The organism is Gemmatimonadaceae bacterium (assembly GCA_035633115.1).
GTDB lineage: Bacteria > Gemmatimonadota > Gemmatimonadetes > Gemmatimonadales > Gemmatimonadaceae > UBA4720.
On the sequence record DASQFN010000122.1, the window covers coordinates 83488 to 99806 of the forward strand.

The 16319-nt window shown below is 63.0% G+C and carries 18 protein-coding genes; all 18 read right to left on the reverse strand.

Annotated features, from left to right (window positions below):
• Nucleotides 1-20: 20 nt before the first annotated feature.
• The 18 genes from VES88_18985 to ileS all read right to left on the reverse strand — a co-directional run bounded on the left by VES88_18985 (nucleotide 21) and on the right by ileS (nucleotide 16317).
• Entirely contained in the window at nucleotides 21-668 is a 648-nt protein-coding gene (locus VES88_18985; protein ID HYN83569.1) for a tetratricopeptide repeat protein, read from the reverse strand.
• The gene (gene cheB / locus VES88_18990) at nucleotides 665-1738 is read right to left on the reverse strand and encodes a chemotaxis-specific protein-glutamate methyltransferase CheB (GenBank protein ID HYN83570.1); all 1074 of its coding nucleotides are present in this window, start codon (nucleotides 1736-1738) and stop codon (nucleotides 665-667) included. The genes VES88_18985 and cheB overlap by 4 nt, the downstream gene beginning before the upstream one ends.
• 103 nt (nucleotides 1739-1841) lie before the next feature.
• Nucleotides 1842-2240, reverse strand: a complete 399-nt coding sequence (locus VES88_18995) for a hypothetical protein (GenBank protein HYN83571.1) — start codon at nucleotides 2238-2240, stop codon at nucleotides 1842-1844.
• Nucleotides 2224-3537, reverse strand: a complete 1314-nt coding sequence (locus VES88_19000; GenBank protein HYN83572.1) for a DUF4388 domain-containing protein — start codon at nucleotides 3535-3537, stop codon at nucleotides 2224-2226. The genes VES88_18995 and VES88_19000 overlap by 17 nt, the downstream gene beginning before the upstream one ends.
• Nucleotides 3537-3761 carry a hypothetical protein gene (locus VES88_19005; GenBank protein ID HYN83573.1) on the reverse strand — a complete coding sequence of 75 codons (225 nt, stop codon included), beginning with the start codon at nucleotides 3759-3761 and terminating at the stop codon, nucleotides 3537-3539. The genes VES88_19000 and VES88_19005 overlap by 1 nt, the downstream gene beginning before the upstream one ends.
• A 233-nt stretch (nucleotides 3762-3994) precedes the next feature.
• Entirely contained in the window at nucleotides 3995-4465 is a 471-nt protein-coding gene (locus tag VES88_19010) for a hypothetical protein (protein ID HYN83574.1), read from the reverse strand.
• On the reverse strand, nucleotides 4462-4803 hold the full coding sequence (locus VES88_19015) for a roadblock/LC7 domain-containing protein (GenBank protein ID HYN83575.1): 342 nt from the start codon (nucleotides 4801-4803) through the stop codon (nucleotides 4462-4464). The genes VES88_19010 and VES88_19015 overlap by 4 nt, the downstream gene beginning before the upstream one ends.
• Complete coding sequence (locus tag VES88_19020) at nucleotides 4803-5177, reverse strand: hypothetical protein (GenBank protein HYN83576.1); 375 nt, start codon at nucleotides 5175-5177, stop codon at nucleotides 4803-4805. The genes VES88_19015 and VES88_19020 overlap by 1 nt, the downstream gene beginning before the upstream one ends.
• On the reverse strand, nucleotides 5170-5913 hold the full coding sequence (locus VES88_19025; protein ID HYN83577.1) for a DUF4388 domain-containing protein: 744 nt from the start codon (nucleotides 5911-5913) through the stop codon (nucleotides 5170-5172). The genes VES88_19020 and VES88_19025 overlap by 8 nt, the downstream gene beginning before the upstream one ends.
• A complete protein-coding gene (locus VES88_19030) occupies nucleotides 5913-7844 on the reverse strand; it encodes a tetratricopeptide repeat protein (protein HYN83578.1) in 1932 nt (643 codons plus the stop codon). The genes VES88_19025 and VES88_19030 overlap by 1 nt, the downstream gene beginning before the upstream one ends.
• Complete coding sequence (locus VES88_19035; GenBank protein ID HYN83579.1) at nucleotides 7844-8476, reverse strand: chemotaxis protein CheC; 633 nt, start codon at nucleotides 8474-8476, stop codon at nucleotides 7844-7846. Before VES88_19035 ends, VES88_19030 begins: the two co-directional genes overlap by 1 nt.
• Before the next feature lie 32 nt (nucleotides 8477-8508).
• Nucleotides 8509-10272 (reverse strand): chemotaxis protein CheA, encoded by a 1764-nt coding sequence (locus VES88_19040; protein ID HYN83580.1) that lies wholly within the window; start codon nucleotides 10270-10272, stop codon nucleotides 8509-8511.
• Nucleotides 10273-10635, reverse strand: coding sequence for a response regulator (locus tag VES88_19045; protein ID HYN83581.1), 363 nt, complete (start codon nucleotides 10633-10635; stop codon nucleotides 10273-10275).
• An 11-nt stretch (nucleotides 10636-10646) separates the two neighbouring features.
• The gene (locus VES88_19050) at nucleotides 10647-11090 is read right to left on the reverse strand and encodes a chemotaxis protein CheW (GenBank protein HYN83582.1); all 444 of its coding nucleotides are present in this window, start codon (nucleotides 11088-11090) and stop codon (nucleotides 10647-10649) included.
• Nucleotides 11071-12174 carry an RluA family pseudouridine synthase gene (locus VES88_19055; protein HYN83583.1) on the reverse strand — a complete coding sequence of 368 codons (1104 nt, stop codon included), beginning with the start codon at nucleotides 12172-12174 and terminating at the stop codon, nucleotides 11071-11073. The genes VES88_19050 and VES88_19055 overlap by 20 nt, the downstream gene beginning before the upstream one ends.
• Nucleotides 12057-12590, reverse strand: coding sequence for a signal peptidase II (lspA, locus tag VES88_19060; protein ID HYN83584.1), 534 nt, complete (start codon nucleotides 12588-12590; stop codon nucleotides 12057-12059). The genes VES88_19055 and lspA overlap by 118 nt, the downstream gene beginning before the upstream one ends.
• Before the next feature lie 28 nt (nucleotides 12591-12618).
• Nucleotides 12619-13041, reverse strand: coding sequence for a TraR/DksA C4-type zinc finger protein (locus VES88_19065; protein HYN83585.1), 423 nt, complete (start codon nucleotides 13039-13041; stop codon nucleotides 12619-12621).
• Complete coding sequence (gene ileS / locus VES88_19070) at nucleotides 13042-16317, reverse strand: isoleucine--tRNA ligase (protein ID HYN83586.1); 3276 nt, start codon at nucleotides 16315-16317, stop codon at nucleotides 13042-13044.
• Nucleotides 16318-16319: the final 2 nt, after the last annotated feature.

A 16319-nucleotide genomic window follows, 5' to 3' on the forward strand; every position in this document is an offset into this window, starting at 1 on the left:
TGAAGCGCTAATGCACCGGCTCAGCTGTAGCTTGGCGCGAGCTCTCCACGATCGGCCAGACGGATTGCTTCCGCGCAGCGCTTTCCCCAGACGTTGAAGCGATTGGCAGAGTGTCCGGCTTTCCAGGTCGCGCGAGCCTCTTCACTCCGCGCGCCGGCAAGCTGTGACCGGCCGAGCTCGTAGTAGCCCTCGATGAAGTTGGGCGCGAGCGCCACGCTCTTTCTGAGACACTGTTCGGCAGCGCCGAAATCATTCTGCGCGGCCAGGAGAAGGCCGAGGTAGAACCGCGCGTACAGCGCGGCCTTGGGATCCCGAATCTGCCGCGAGCAGTTGTCCAACAGCTCCGCGGCGGCAGCCAGCTCGCCCTTTCGCATCTGCACGTAGCCCATGTTGACGCGCGCCATCGCATGCAGCGGATCCTCTGCCAGAAGCTCTTTGAGAAGCTCCTCCGCCTTGTCGTATGTGCCTTGCCGCATCAAAGCCCAGGCAAGCAGCACTCTCGCATAGACATCACTGGGTGCCAGCTCGAGTGCCTGAAGCAGCGCAATTTCGGCTCTCGAAAAATCACCGATGGCGATCAGATTCCATCCTTTCTCCACGAACGTGGAGGCGCCGAGATGGTCTTCGCGAAGGACGACTTGCCGCAGAGCCCCCGAGTTGCCGGTCACGCTACTCTCCGGTTTGCCGTGAGAAGGTCGTTTATCACGGCCGCGATGTCTCGCGACGGGACGACGGCATCGGCGCCCGCAGCCTCGAGCGCGGCCGCCGGCATACCATAAATGATGGAGGTCGCGCGATCCTGAACGACCCCAGCCCCTCCGGCGCCGCGCAAAGATCGCAGACCCTCCGCCCCGTCGCGGCCCATGCCCGAGAGCACAACGCCGATCGCGTTTCGTCCGAAAATTTTCGCCACGGACTGAAACAGCGGATCAGCCGACGGCCTCGCCCCGCACAGAGGATCGCCGGCGTCGATCTCGATCGTCACACAGTAAGTGCCCCGACGGAGACGGACCTGGCCATCGCCCGGCGCGAGATATAAGCGTCCGGAGAAAAGCGGGTCACCATCGGCAGCTACCGTCACGGGCAGCGCCGTCAGCTCACCGAGGCGAGCGGCAAGCGTTGGAATGAACTCTGCCGGCATGTGCTGGAGGATGAGAACTGCGGCGTCGAGGTCCGCCGACAGCCGCGAGACCACTTCAGCCAGCGCGCGCGGACCGCCCGTCGATGCCGCGATCACGACCGCCCTGGTTGCGTTCTTCGGCAAGACCGTGCGCCCCGGTCGTTGCACAACGCGAGGCTCGGCGGCCGCTGGTTCGCGCTCGCCGAATCTGACGGCGGACGCAGCATCGAGAGCGCAAAGCAGCTGCTCTCTCACTACCAGCATGTCGATGCTCACCGGCCCCGAGGGCTTCTGAACGAACTCCACGGCGCCAAGCTCCAATGCGCGAACAGCCGACGCGTTCTCGTCCGACGATCCAGCTGCGCTGACGACGATTACCGGTAGCGGCATTTCCTCCATGATGCGCTCGAGCGTGGCCAGGCCGTCGAGTCTCGGCATGGCTACATCGAGCGTCACGATGTCGGGGGAAAGCGAACGAATGCTGGCGAGAGCCTCGAAGCCGTCTGCTGCCGTGCCCACCACGCGAAAGTCGTCCCGAAGCTCGACAACTTCGGCGATCAGCCGGCGCATGAAGGCGCTGTCGTCGACGACAAGCACGCGTTTTGTTTTCTCTGGCACCACAGAATCCCGGTTTGGCTTCGTCTAAGCTCGGCGAAAAATCCGCTCGCGGCCGCTGACCGACTCAAACATTCCGCGCGATTTTCCGAGAAGCGTTTCTACTTTACCAAGGACGAGGAAGCCCCCCGGCAGCAACACCTCGTGGAACCGCTGGAAGAGCCATTCCTGCGCTGGTCGCGTGAAATAGATAATGACGTTTCGGCAGACGATCAGGCTCATGCGGCTGGCTGCATATCTCCGGCAGGACTTTGGCGGCGATAGAGGCGTAGGTGTCCGGATTCCGGAAGAACTTCGACACGTTGATAGTCAGCGTTGCTATCAACGGGTCCGAGTCCAGAATGCTGCCATATTCCTGGAACGACGACGCGCCCTTCACGCGCATTCGCACCGAGATGCGCCTTCTGAGGCAGGTGTCCTTGTAGCTCGAGCAGAAAAAACCGCGATCCCGCTCGATTTTTCGGCACAGCGCCGCGAGCTGCGGAAAATCAGCGGGCGATTGCACCCGCATTCGCCGCACGCGTGTAAGCCGCCTGCGCTTCGTCAGTCCGCCCGGCGCGCTTCAGGATGTCACCAAGGTTGCGATAGAGCTGCGGCATTGCGCTGTTGGTCTGCACGGCCTGCTCGATGCTCTGACGCGCTCTGTCGAAATCGCCCCTCGCCTCGTGCGCGACGGCGAGATTGTTCAGAAGCACCGCCGCCGCCGGATATCGACCGACGCCCTCCGCCAGAACCGACACGGCGGCGTCGAACGCGTTTCTCGTGATTTCGAGAACTCCGGCGTAATGGTACCACACTGGCGGTGGCGCAGAGCCACCCCATGCATTTCTGGCCGCCGCCAGAGCGGCCGCGGCCGCGTCGAGATCCCCGCGCCCGAGCGCAAGCGAGGCCAGCCCGATGTGCGCAAGCGGCTCGGGCTTCGCAGCCCTGTTCACAACCTGCTCCAGCGCCAGCCGCGCCTTCTCATGTTGCCCCAGGCGCTCGTATGCGTAGGCGAGGTTCACGAAAACCGCATTCATGCGGGGCGCCGAAACGGCGGCGGTCTGAAACGCAGCCGCTGCGTCGGGCCACCTGCCATCTCGAAGAGCGATCAGACCGAGATAGAACGACGCCGCCGCGTCCGTCGAGCGCAGCTCGCCTATGCGCTTGAACTCGCGTGCCGCGTCGCTGTACATCCGCGCCTTGTAAAAAGCGATTCCGAGATTCCGATGCTCGGCGATGACTGAGTCCGACACGACCGGCGCACTGTCCTGCGAGCTGACCGCAACCAGAAACGCGCCACTCACCAGGCCATACAACGCCTTGCCTATCGCAAATTCGCCAAGCTTCGTTTCCTGCATCAGCTCACGAACGTTCCGATTACCGTCTATCAGTGGTAACAGCGCCTGCTGCTCGCGGCTGAACGCAATGGTGTTGTGAAGCATTTGCTGGCGGTCGAGCGCGAATACGATGTCGAAATTCGGGACTTTTTTTTCGATGAGCGACCATTCGTCGACCCGCCTTGCACCTTCGAGCAGCAGCTCCTGCGGATCCACTGCCGTTCGCACCACTCCCGCTGGTGGATTCTCCCCGGGCTCGAAGCTGAAAGAGCCGTGAGTCCAGTTGAACATCGCGAAGACGGCGTCGTCGGTGTCGAGTGTCCGCGTGCTGAGCGACGCGTAGCAGACGAGTCCATTCTCGAAGTAAATCGAGCCGGAAGCATCGTCCACGTGCAGCGTGAGGCAGCCGGTCTTGCTCCCCATTGCCAGCAGCTGCAGCACATCGGGAAGACTGGCCTCGCTGAGATTGCCCCTGATCGCCATCAGCGCAGCTCTTCGACAACGCGATCGGCGAACTCCGGCCAGATCGTGATCGTTTTCGCGGCATCGAGCTGGTCCGGCCGGGAGCTGAGATGGCCAGCCACGCCAAGGCGACCCACGCTCTGCTCGAGCGCCGGCGCAATGTCGGTCAGGAATTCCTCGAATTCCCCGTCGTTCAGCTCACCCTTTCTCAGCGGATACTCCCGATCCGAAAACGAAACTCCCAACCCTCATCCTCAATTCACCGGGAACTAACTGCGACGTCAACAGAAGACTACACGCTGCCCGCTGAACGCTACGCGCCTACCGCTGCGCGCTAAACCCCCGGCACTTCTTCAGTCCTACCTTGGATGCCGGGCCATTGAATCGAACGATGCAGTGTTGATGGTTTTAGCGCGAGGCCGAAAGCTGGGAGCGTTCAGCGGGCAGCGTGTTTTCCTCTGTTGCAGTTCCAGATCCCTCAGTTCAGCGGTCCGAACAGCGCGTCGAGACTGGAATTCAGATCCGACTCGAGATCCATCGCCAGCTCACCGCTGGCTACATTTCCGTCAACGCCGCCGAGGGCGTCCCTGAACTCGCCGAAGTAAAGGCGCACGAGTCCGAGCGTGCTCTCGCGATCGAAAGCCGCCAGGAGGAGGCACTCCTTCCCGCCTGCAGGACACGCACCCATGAACACGCCCTGGCTTCGGCCACCCTGATGCATTCCGAGGAAAGGGCGCCCCGACAGCTGCTTGCCGAGCTCGCGTCCCGAAGCATTGATCGCGGCCGCGAGACTGCACGCCGTCTTCACCTCGGCGGCGCTTTGAAATCCGAACTGCGCGAGGACCTTTCCATCGGGCCGCAACACGATGGCTCGCTGCACTCTCGAGTCCTGCATGAAGCGTCGCAGAGGGACATCAAGCCATTCCGCGCTCACTGCTCCCGTGATCATATCAGCTCCGCTGCACTGAGCATCTCGAGGCGCAGCTTCCCAAGGTTGATTTTCCGATTCGTTACGGCAACGAGGACGATATCTCCCCTGGCAGTCGCGCAGACATGCCCGCGATCGGCCTCGAGGCGCACAAACGTCGCAGTGCCTAGGCCGGCATCGTCGGCAGCCTGTCGAGTCTTCCTGAACAGTGAGGACGCCAGAGCCGCAGCCGACTCCCAGCTCTCACCGAGGCCGTTCGTGCGGGCTATCACCATCCCGTCTTCGATGCCGACGAGCATCGCTCCAACCACTCCGGGGTGGCGCTCGATCTGCTCGACTACGGTGTCGTATTCGCTCATCAGGCCACCTCCTCGCGCCAGGTGAGCGCGCGCACGGCCGCGTGGTCGAGGAGCCTTCTCACGAATCCCATCGGGACCGCCGGAGACGCAGCGACCAAAACGATGTCATCGCCTCCCGCCGGGCCGATGGCGAGGTTGGCTTCCGTGCACTCGCACGAGATTGCACGCCAGCTTCCGAGCGGAAGATGTCGCATTGCCCTGCTCGCCTCAGCTCCAATCGCCCCGAGTGCCGCGCCGATCTCCACGCTGACATCCCGGCCGAGACGGTCGATGTACATTCCGGCGCTCACACCCCCTGCCGAATCGAGCAGCAGGACGGTCTGGTCGCCATCACCGATGATCTCGACGAATGCCAGCTGCGCGCTCTCATCCATGCGCCATCGCCTCTGTGGGCGCGGCAGCGACGATGAGCCCCGTGCAGGTCATCCCGTACACGGTTCGCGCGACCTCGAACTCGCTCACTCCGAGTATCGAGGCTATCTCACGCAGATTCCGCTCACCATCGATCATCGTCAGCACCTCCCACTCACCTGGTCGCAAATCGATCGACGCGTACGGCTCGTCTCCGGGCGGAGCGAGTTGTGGAATTACGAACGCGTCGGGAATCCTGTCTGCCATGCGCGACCACTCGTCGATTCTGCGTGCTCCCTCCATCAGCAAGGACTCGGTGCTCACGCGAACCGCCGCCGCACCGTCGAAGTCGCCGCTCTCACCGTCGGTGAAGGAAAATCCTCCCTCTTTCCACGAAAAGAGCTCGAATACAACGCTCTCGATCTGCAACCGCATGTAACGATCGACGTCGCGCCGGGATACCGCGCCCTGCGCCACGAGAATCTCTCCCAACAGGCGCTTGTCGCCACGCCGCTGCGTCGCGCGGGCCTCGCGAAGCTGCAGCTCGGTAACCTTGTCCGCCTTCAGGAGGAGGACGCCGAGAGTATGCGGATTGTCACGCATCGTAGCGTGGACCACCGCGCCCGACCGGAAATACACATAACCCTCGCTGCCCCGCGCGGCAGAATGCACGCGCAGTCGTCCGCTCTTCCGCGCCAGGTCGAGCAGCTGGAATACGTCGTGAATGCCGATGTCCTGGAGAGGTCCTTCGATTGCCACTAGATGTTCTCCAGGCGCGTCAGGTGACTGTACTTCCGCGCCGCGGCGTGATTCGGGTTGAACTTCAGAACACGCGCGAATGCTCGCGCGGCGTCACGGGTGCGCTTGAGATCGAGGAGCGCTTCGCCGAGAACGATCAGGGCTGCGAAGTGGTACACATTCGATCTCAGCAATCCCACGACGCGGCGGAGCGCGTCACGTGGCCGCCCCATCGCTCGGTGAACCGCGGCAAGCTCGACTGCGACAGCCTCGTCCGACGGACCCGCACCAAGAGCGGCTGACAGCTCCTTTTCCGCGACGTCGTAATCGCCGCGCGCGGCAGAACAGCGCGCCAGCAGGACCATGCCTTCTTTCTCGTCAGCGCCTCTCGCCATGGCGCGCCTGGTCTCGGCCATCGCCCGCTCGTGCAAACCCTTCGATAGGTAGTCGCGCCCAAGCGTATAGTCGGGCACTGCCGCTCCGGCCGCACCCATTGTCGCCACTGCCGCAGTGCTTTCGGGAGAATCCATCTCCAGAATCATGGTCTCCGCCTGTGCCCGCGGATCGAGGCGGTGCGCCTGCTCCGCGCATTCCGCAGCGCCGGCTTCGTCACCGAGGCCCGCGAATGCTGCGCTCAATGTGACATGCGCATGTGCAAGCGTAGGCTCGGCCTGAACCGCGCGGACGCACGCATCACGCGCCCGCGCATGATCCCCGAACTCGAGCAGCACGCGTCCGATGCCGCTCCAGGCGCGCGGGTGATCGGGATGGTCGTGCAGCAGACTTCGATAAGCATCGAGCGCGAGCTGTAGATGTCCCTGGCGAAAGAGCGCCAGAGCGAGGTTGAGTCGGGCACTCTCGAGAGAAGCGTCGTCGCGGACAGCCCGCCTGAAACAGTTCGTCGCCTCACGAACATGGCCGCCATCCCAGAGCAGCGCGCCGAGATTGTTCTGCCCAGCCGCGTACGCCTTTGCTCGCCCGATACAGCTTCGGAAAGTCTGCTCTGCCTCGGATGTGCGACCAAGAAGGTAAAGCGCAATTCCACGCTGATTGAGAACCCGTGGAGACGCACCGCCAAGACTGATCCGCCTCTCGCACGCAGCGAGGGCATCCGCGGGTCGGCGCAGAAAAAGGTGGAGGCTGGCGATCGACTCGAGTGCTGCACCCGGATCTTCCCCGCTCTCCAAAGCTGCGCGGCATTCTCTCAAAGCCTCTGCGTGATAACCTTTTACCCGGAGCGCCAGCGCCAGCGTGAGGTGCGGGCTACCGATGGAGGCTTTCGCTTCGTCTGCAGGAGCGCCTCGCTTTACGGCGCTGTTCCCTGCCCGCAGAGTATCGAGGGAGAGGTTTGCCTCTGCGCGGGTGAGGCGTGGGTTCAGCGCCACCGCCCGTCGGTTTGCTTCCCGCGCCTCCTCGAGCATCCCCAGGTCCCCGAGGATGAAGCCCGCGAGATAGTGCGAGTCGGGGTTCGCGGGGTTGAGATCGATGGACCGCCGCAGAAACCGGAGCGCTTCCTCGCCGCTGCCGCGATTGTAGAGAATCTCGGCAATGAAGAAATGAAGCACCGAGCTCTCGGGGTCGTGCTGAAGCGCGCGGCGGAACTTCGCCTCGGCGAGATCGAGATTCCCCGTGCTCTTCTGGGCTATTCCGCTCTCGACGAGCGCACTGATGTCGTCCGGAGCTTCCACAAGGCGCTGCTCGAGGTCGGCGGTCCGCTGTTCCAGCAGCCCCGCTTCACCATACGCGATTTCCAGATTCCGCCGGGCAACCCGCATTCGCTCGTCGAGGGCAAGTGCCCGGGAAAACGCGGCGATTGCCTCGTCGAACATACCGCGCCGAAAGTAGAGCACGCCGAGGTTGTTCTGCGCCCCGGGATCGGTCGCGTCGATGCGTCGCGCGAAGGTCCGGAGGATCTCGACCTGTGCCGTCGTTGCGGCGCGAGGCTCGGGCATCAGCTCAACCGCACCGCGCGAAAGATCGCCGTGAATGAATCGGAATCCGGCAGGAGCAGAAAGAATCCGCGGAACCGCTCTCCGATTTCCTCGAAGGTGAACTCGGTCTCGACGCAGCAGACTGCGATGTCATCAGACAACGCTGCCACGCATTCCATCAGAATCTCACTCGTCGTAGCGATCCGAAAGCGCGGCGGCGAGGGCATGAGCTGCATCTCGAGGAAGTCGCTGAGAGCCGTCATGTAGGCTCCTCCGAGAATATTGCCGGCTTCTCTGAGAGCGGACTCCTCGAGCAGGGTGAAAGGGCCATCGCCGGCACGTCGCTCGCGGCGGAGCATCAGATCGGCGAGCCGGCGCGCGGTCGCCACCGGCAGGGCGAGCAGCGTTTGCCCGTTCAGCGAGCCCTGCATGTCCATCATCACGCCGACGATCGGCACGTCGGCCGCCGCTATCTCGGGGACGAGCTCGGCCAGCTGGCCGACGTTTACCGTCGGGACGTCGATCATGATCCGCGCGCCGGTCATCAGAGAGAGCGCCGTTGCAGCGTGGCCGGCGCCGATGTTCGCTACCTCCTTGAGCGCGTCGAGACGCGCCGGCGACAGCGAGCGGAGAGCGCTGGAGCCAAAAGTCACTTCAGGTAGCCTGGTATTCTGCATTTGCCCGCCTAGGCGACGCCGCGCGTATCGAGAATCAGCGCCGGCGCTCCGGTGGAAAGAATCGTTGCCCCGCTGAACAGCTGCGGCATTCCGCGCGCGGGATCGAATGGCTTGACTACGATTTCCTGCTGCCCGACGAATTCGTCCACCACCAGCGCCGACCGACGCTCGGAGAAATCGAGTACGACCATATGGCCAGCACCGTTCGGGCGCGGTGGATGCCCGAGTCGAGCCCGCAAATGCACCACCGGCATCGTCTCGCCACGAATGGAGACAACTTCCCGTCCGTCCTCGACGCTCGACATTTCGGGCGTCAACACCATCGTTTCCACTACGTGAGTGATTGGAAGCGCGTAGGTCTCGCCCGCAACTCTGGCCAGCAGCGCGTGGATGATCGCCAGCGTGACCGGCAGTCGAATCGTCATCGTGGTGCCCCTGCCCAAGGCAGTCGTGAGCTCCACCGAGCCGCCCAGCGATCGCACCTTTGTCGCGACAACATCGAGTCCCACCCCTCGTCCTGAAATCCTCGATACGCGCGCCGACGTAGAGAATCCAGGTTGCGCGATCAGGTCCAGAAGCTCACCGTCAGTCAGATTTTCCTGAGCGGGCGACACGAGATTTGCGGCACGGGCACGCTCGAGGACTTTCCGTGCATCTATCCCGCACCCGTCGTCACTGACGTGGATCACGACGGCGGAGCGCTCTCGCTCAGCGGAGAGGACGAGCTTGCCGATCTTGGGCTTGCCGGCATCCCTTCGCGCCGACGGAGACTCGACTCCGTGATCGAGCGAATTCCTCAGCAGGTGCATCACCGGGTCACCGATCTCGTCCAGCACCGATTTGTCGACTTCGATGTCTGTGCCCCGTAATTCAAGCACCACCTGCTTGCCCAGCTCGTGCGCGGTGTCGCGGACAAGACGCTCGAAGCGCTCGAATGCCTGGCCGACAGGCACCATGCGACTTTTCGTGATCTCGTCCTGAAGATTGCCGATGAGCCTCGACGCCTGGGTAACGACTTCCACCAGCGGCTGCGCGCCTGATTGTCGCACCAGCTCGGTCAGGCGCCCGCGCGCGATCACGAGCTCGCCGACGAGATTCATCAGCGTGTCGAGTCGCTCGGCGTCGACACGCACGCTTCGACGAGTTTCCATCCCACCGGCGGAGAACATGGGTATTACCGGAGTCTTCCGCGCAGGAGTGTTGCGCAGCGGAGCGTTGCGTACTGGAGTGTTGCGCAGCGGAGCGTTGCTTACGGGAGTGTTGCGCAGGGGAGTGTCGCGCACAGGAGTGTCGCGCACAGGAGTGTGACGCGGACCCCGCGCGGAACCGGGATCCGAAGCCGCGGCGGCCGGCCATTCCATCGTCGGCATGAGCGACGCTGCGACGTCAGAATCTCCCGCGCCGGCCAGCGACTCGAGCATCTCGACTGCGGGCGTCAAGTCGGGATTGGCATTCCTGTCGCGCGAGACAATAACTACCGCGCTCTCGAGGGCATCGACCGCGTCGAACAGGACGTCGATCACCGCCGGCGAGGGCGACGTCTCATCCCGACGCATCTTTTCGAGGAGAGTCTCCAGCGCATGGGACAGATCGCGAATGGACTGGTACCCCATCGCGGCGCTCATGCCTTTCATGTTGTGCACCGCCCTGAACAACGCCGAGACGTGCTCGGGCCCGGCGCCCCGCTCGATGGCGAGGAGCGCATTGTTCATCTCCGTCAGCCGCTCCCGTGCTTCGGCGCGGAACAGCTCGGAGTAACGCGCCGCGTTCACTTACCCAAGCACACGCTGCACCGCCTCCAGCACCCTGCTCGGCTGAAACGGCTTGACGACAAAATCCTTGGCGCCCGCCTGTATCGCTTCGGCTACAAGTGCCTGCTGTCCCATGGCGCTGCACATCAGCACCCGGGCCTGCGGATCGAACTGCGTTATCGCCCGCACCGCCTCAATGCCGCCCATATCGGGCATGATGATGTCCATCGTCACGAGATCGGGCTTGAGTGACCGGTACTTCGCGACGGCCTCGGTTCCCGATTCAGCTTCGCCAACGACATCGAGACCAGCTTGAGTCAGGATGTCGCTGATCATCGTTCGCATGAACACCGCGTCGTCGCACACCAGAACCGTACTGTTCACATTGTCCCCCTTCAGGCAAGAGCGATTTGCACCATCGCGCCAAGATCGATCAGCGCGTCGATTGACACATCCCTGTCCAGCACACCTATGTCGTGCACCTCGTCCACAACCACGCCGGCAACCCGGGTTCCACGCTCGACGAGCAGAATGCTCGCGGTGGCATCGTCGGCCGGCACGCCGTATTCCGACATTGCCGCATCGAGCACAGTCACGATGCTGCCTCGGAGATTGATGAGCCCGCGCACCTGGCGGGGCGATCCCGGCAAAGGCGTCGCCGGCTGGACCGGAATCACCTCGCGCACCGAGCCGAGGCCGGCGCAATGGCGCCGCCCGGCGAGCGTGAACACCAGGACCTTTACGTTTGCGTAGGTCTCAGCCGCGGGCTCGCGCGGATTGCGAAGCTCGCTCGGGCTGTCGGTCTCGGGGAGTGCCGGTCTAGCTGCTGCGCTGGTCATAGAAGCCGAGGGCGACCATCGGATCCTCGGCTTCAGGCAACCCGGAGCCTTCGGCTATCGCGGAGAGCGAGCGCTTCAGATCCTCGGGTAGCGGTGAGCGGATGTCCATCGGCGCGCCAGTGATTGGATGAGTGAACGCGAGCCACGCCGCATGCAGAAAATGCCTACGGGGCGGAAGCCCGGCGATTCGCCTTCCTCCACCTCCGCCGTAGGTGTCGTCACCGATCACCGGGTGTCCGACCGACGCGAGATGAACGCGAATCTGGTGGGTCCGCCCTGTGTGCAGATGAGCGCGCAGCAGGTCTCCCGATCCAAAGCGGGCGAGCCGGACAAAATCCGTTCTCGCCTGCCTTCCGCTACTGACGATTGCCATACGCTTTCGGTCTCGCGGGTCACGGGCGATGGGGCGGTCGACCGTGAGCGTGTCGCCGGCCAGATGGCCCCAGATCATCACCGCATACCTCCGGTGTACCCTCCGCGCAGCGAGAGCAGCGGACAGAATCCGGTGCGCCCGCTCGGTCTTTGCGACTATCAGAAGCCCCGATGTTTCCTTGTCCAGGCGATGAATTATGCCCGCCCGGTCTGCGGCCGTGCCCGCCGCGAGGTCGGCGCCCCTGCCGAGCAGCGCATGCACCAGCGTTCCGGACCAGTTGCCGGGCGCCGGATGCACCACCATGCCCGCTGGTTTGTCGATCACCACCAGAGCATCGTCCTCATAGGCGATCGACAGTGGAATGGCTTCGCCGACGATCTCGCGCGTGACGGCCTCGGGCTGTTCCACGATGACGACGTCACCGGTGACCGGACGGTAGCTGGCCTTTTCGCGCCGGCCGTTCACAGTGACGTTGCCGTTGGCGATGAGAGTCGCCGCGTGGTTCCGCGAAATGTCGACGCGCTGGGCCACAAGCAAGTCGAGGCGGACGTTACCGTCCGCCTCGATCAGATACTCGCTGCGCCGGGCGGGAGTCAGATGTCGGTGCCTGTGCGCGATACGGGGGAAACCGACGACGCAGGAACGGTGGCCACTTCCTTGGCCATCTCGTGGTCTCCAAGGGTGGCTTCGTCGGCGTTCTCGTCGCCCCACAGAACCCAGGCGAGAAGAAATGCGCCGGTACTCACAGCCATGTCGGCAACGTTGAATGTCGGCCACCGCATGTCGCCGATTCCGACATCGATGAAATCAACAACGCCAGCGGCGGATCGGATGCGATCGATGAGATTGCCAATCGCGCCACCACACACCAGTGCGATCGCCAGCGTACGGACCAGGTCGCCTTCCCTCGTCGCGCGGTACAGGCGGCCGAGAATGAACAAAGCGCCCACCGTCAGCGCCATGAAAATCCAGCGTGAGTACGCGCCGAGGTGCAGCCCGAATGCCGCGCCCGGATTGTATACGAGAGTCAGACGCACAGCAGTGCCGAGCAGCTCGTGCGGCATCCTCTGCGGGAAAAGCGCGTAAACGGCCAGCAATTTGGTGATGACGTCTGCGACGACCACCACCAAAACAACTGTCCAGAATAGCGGCGAGTTAGCTCTGCCTCTTTGCATCTTCCTCACGCTGCTTGCAGTCGATGCAGAATCGCGCATGCGGCAATGCGTCGAGCCGCTCGTAGGCGATGTCCTGGCCGCAGTTGTGGCACTTCCCGAACGTCTCGGGTGAGCGGTAGAGTCGCCGCAGCGCCTCATCGAGATGCCAGAGGAAACGGCCCTCCTGGCTCGCGAAGAGAAACGCCTTTTCCCTCTCCATTGCGTCGGTGCCCTGATCCGCCATGTGGAACGAGTACGCGCTCAGGTCCCCGTCGGCACTCTGCGGCGTCGACCCGAAGGTCTCGTCGTAGTGCCCGAGCTCCTTGAGAACTCGCTTGCGCTCATCCATCAGGCGCTTCTCGAAATGATCGAGCAGCTTCTTCGTCATTGGCTTCTGCTTCTTAACGGCAACGGGTGATGCCATCTAAACGGCCCTCTCGAGTGCGATGCTGACCGCCTGACCGTCAATGTCAACCGATTGCACCGCGTTATGTGATTCGATATTCCCACCGATTGTTATCTGCCGCGCCAACACCTCGTCGGCAATCCACCTCGTGTGGAGTTTGACCGCCGCCTCGATTTCCGCAGTCCCGCCGACCCATAAAACTATTCGATCGCTCACCGCGAAGCCTGCTTCTTTTCGCATTCGCTGAACCCGACTCACGATTTCCCGCGCTAACCCTTCGGCGCGCAGCTCCGGCGTTATCGCTGGATCGACCGCCGCGAAATATCCGCCGCCTTCCTTGACGACCAGGCTTCCGGAGGCGCGGCGAACGATTACCAGATCATCTACGTCGAGCTGACGGGCTTCGTTTCCAACCGAGATCGCGAGCGCCTCTCCTTTCTCGAACGCCAGCAGCGCTTCACTACCGAGCGCCGATACCGCCGACGCAGCCAGCGGAGTCTGTTTCCCGAATTTCTTTCCGAGCGCCCTGAAATTCGGTTTTGCCTCGAGGGTAACCAGCGCATCAGCGGAAGAAAGGAAGGTCACCTCCTTCACGTTCAGCTCGTCCGCCAGAAGGCCAACGAGCTTCTCCATACCGCGTGCACCGACCTTTGGATCGAGCGACCCTCCTCCAGGCACGACGCAGACCATTCGCTGAAGCGGCTGGCGAACGTTCACTCCGGCGTCTTCGCGCGCAGCCCGCCCGAGAGTGACGAGTGTGCGCAAATGGTCCATCGCCTTCTCGAGATCGGCGTCCCGCTCGTGCGCTACCGCGCGCGTGTAGGCAGCGAGGTGTACCGAGTCTCCGGTCAGCTCCGTGTGAATCCAGTCGGTGAGAAACGGAGCGAACGGCGCAAGCAGACGACACGAAACAACGAGAACCTCGTGGAGCGTCGCGAACGCCGCTCGGTTGTCGTCTCCGTCTACATCGTAGAACCGGTGACGGTTCAGGCGAACGTACCAGTTCGATACGTCGTCGACGAAGAAATCCATCACGGCGCGCGCCGCCAGGGTCGCGTCGTACCGCTCGAGCATCGCGTCGGCCTGTCGCTCAACGCCGGCGAGCCGGGAGAGAATCCAGCGATCTATGTCGGGCCGTTCGGCTGCAATGGGATCCAGCGCCGAGGGCTCCCATCCGAAATTCGCGTACTGCGCAAAGATTCCGCTGTAGACGTTCTTGAATGTCAGGAGGAATCGTCCCGCCGTATCGCGGATGCCGGACTCGTCGAACCGCCTCGGCATCCATACCTGGCTCGACGCAACCAGAAAGAGTCGCACCGCATCTGCGCCATACCGAGGCAGAACCACGTTCGGATCGACGACATTTCCGCGGCTCTTCGACATCTTGATCCCTTCGGCATCGAGCACGACGTCGTTTACGACCACCGAGCGAAACGGCGCCGTATCGACTGCGTCCTGAACCTCGGCCTGATGCGCGAGCGTATTGCGTGGGAGCGCGTCACCGAGACCAGTCGCGATGGCGAGCAGCGAGTAGAACCATCCCCGTGTCTGATCCACGCCTTCCGCAATGAAATCCGCCGGGTAGTTCGTCTCCAGCTCCTTGCGATTCTTGAAAGGAAAGTGCCACTGCGCAAACGGCATGGACCCGGAGTCGAACCACGTGTCGATCACCTGCGGGACGCGCCGCATCGTTCCGCTGCACACCTCACACTTCCATTCGTGCCGGTCGATGTACGGCTTGTGCGCATCGAACGTCGCGCCGAGCGGCTCGCCGAGGCGCTTCTCCAGCTGCTCGAAGCTTCCGATTGCCTCCACGTGCGACTCGTCTGCGTCGCAGAGCCACAGTGGCAGCGGCGTTCCCCAGTAGCGGTCGCGCGATATGGCCCAGTCGATGTTGTTCTCGAGCCACTCTCCGAACCGTCCCGTTCCGGATTCCGGCGGATGCCAATCCATTCGAGCACTGCGAGTCAGCATCGCGTCACGGAACGCGGTAGTTCGGATGAACCACGAGCCGCGCGCGAAATAGAGGAGTGGCGTCTCACATCGCCAGCAGTGCGGGTACGGATGCTCGATCTGCCCTGCCTTCCACAGAACGCCGCGTCGCTCGAGCGCCGCGATGATTTTCGGATCTGCGGCCTTCACGAACATTCCTCCCACCACGGGCATATCGGCCGGAAATTCTCCGCGCTGATCCACGGGCTGTACGAATGACAATCCGTTTCTCTGACCGGATGCGTAGTCGTCAGCGCCAAACGCCGGCGCCATATGCACCACGCCGGTGCCACCGTCCGAGGAGACGAAGCTCTCGGCAACAATCAGCTCGTGCCTGCCTTCACCGAGCTCTATCCAATCCAGCGGACGAGTGTACCGCGTGCCCTCCAGCTGAGCGCCAGTCAGCCTTGCGGCAGTCTCCCAGCGGTCGGTGTAGCCGTCGCCAAGCACGGCCGCCGCGCGCGACTCGGCGAGAATGATCGTTTCCGATCCATCGCCGCTCCGTCTTGTCAGCTCCAGGTAATCGAGCTCAGGGTTGACGGCGAGAGCAACATTGGAGACAAGAGTCCACGGCGTGGTGGTCCAGACGAGAATTCGACGCCTTCTCCGCTTCTCAGTAGTTGCCGAGTCGTCTGAAGAAACAAGATCGAGGGCGATGTAGACGCTGGGATCTTTGACATCCTTCCAGCCCTGTGCGACCTCGTGACTCGACAGCGCTGTGCCGCAGCGCGGACAGTACGGAAGAATCTTTTGGCCGCGATAAAGGAGATCGCGCTGGTAGAGAGTCGTTAGCGCCCACCAGACGCTCTCGATGTATTCATTGGTGTAGGTGATGTAAGCGTGGTCGTAATCGAGCCAGAACCCGATTCGCTCGCTCATCTTTTCCCAGTCGGCCTTGTAACGCCAGACGCTCTCGCGGCAGAGCGCGTTGAATTTCTCGACCCCGATCTCCTCGATCTGCTGCTTGCCGCTGATGCCGAGTTGCTTCTCCACCTCGATCTCCACGGGCAGCCCATGCGTATCCCAGCCGGCACGCCGTGCGACGTAAAAACCTTTCATCGCGCGATGGCGGCAGAAGAGGTCTTTGATGGTTCGCGATAGAACGTGATGGATGCCGGGGCGGCCGTTCGCCGTAGGCGGTCCCTCGAAAAAGACGAACGACGGCTTTCCCTCGCCGGCGCGCAGCGTGCGGGCAAAGAGATCCTCGCGCTTCCAGCGCTCGAGGACCTCCTGCTCCAGCTCGTCCGCGGGCGCACCCGATGCAAGCGTGCGGTAACGGAATTCGGATCTCGTGGCGGTCATTT

What these genes read in the sequence shown, in the direction of transcription:
- VES88_19065 (HYN83585.1), bottom strand. Translation starts at nt 13,041, where the DNA reads ATGGCATCACCCGTTGCCGTTAAGAAGCAGAAGCCAATGACGAAGAAG.
- ileS (HYN83586.1), bottom strand. Translation starts at nt 16,317, where the DNA reads ATGACCGCCACGAGATCCGAATTCCGTTACCGCACGCTTGCATCGGGT.
- VES88_19050 (HYN83582.1), bottom strand. Translation starts at nt 11,090, where the DNA reads ATGACCAGCGCAGCAGCTAGACCGGCACTCCCCGAGACCGACAGCCCG.
- VES88_19030 (HYN83578.1), bottom strand. Translation starts at nt 7,844, where the DNA reads ATGCCCGAGCCTCGCGCCGCAACGACGGCACAGGTCGAGATCCTCCGG.
- VES88_19000 (HYN83572.1), bottom strand. Translation starts at nt 3,537, where the DNA reads ATGGCGATCAGGGGCAATCTCAGCGAGGCCAGTCTTCCCGATGTGCTG.
- VES88_19010 (HYN83574.1), bottom strand. Translation starts at nt 4,465, where the DNA reads ATGATCACGGGAGCAGTGAGCGCGGAATGGCTTGATGTCCCTCTGCGA.
- VES88_19015 (HYN83575.1), bottom strand. Translation starts at nt 4,803, where the DNA reads ATGAGCGAATACGACACCGTAGTCGAGCAGATCGAGCGCCACCCCGGA.
- VES88_19020 (HYN83576.1), bottom strand. Translation starts at nt 5,177, where the DNA reads ATGGATGAGAGCGCGCAGCTGGCATTCGTCGAGATCATCGGTGATGGC.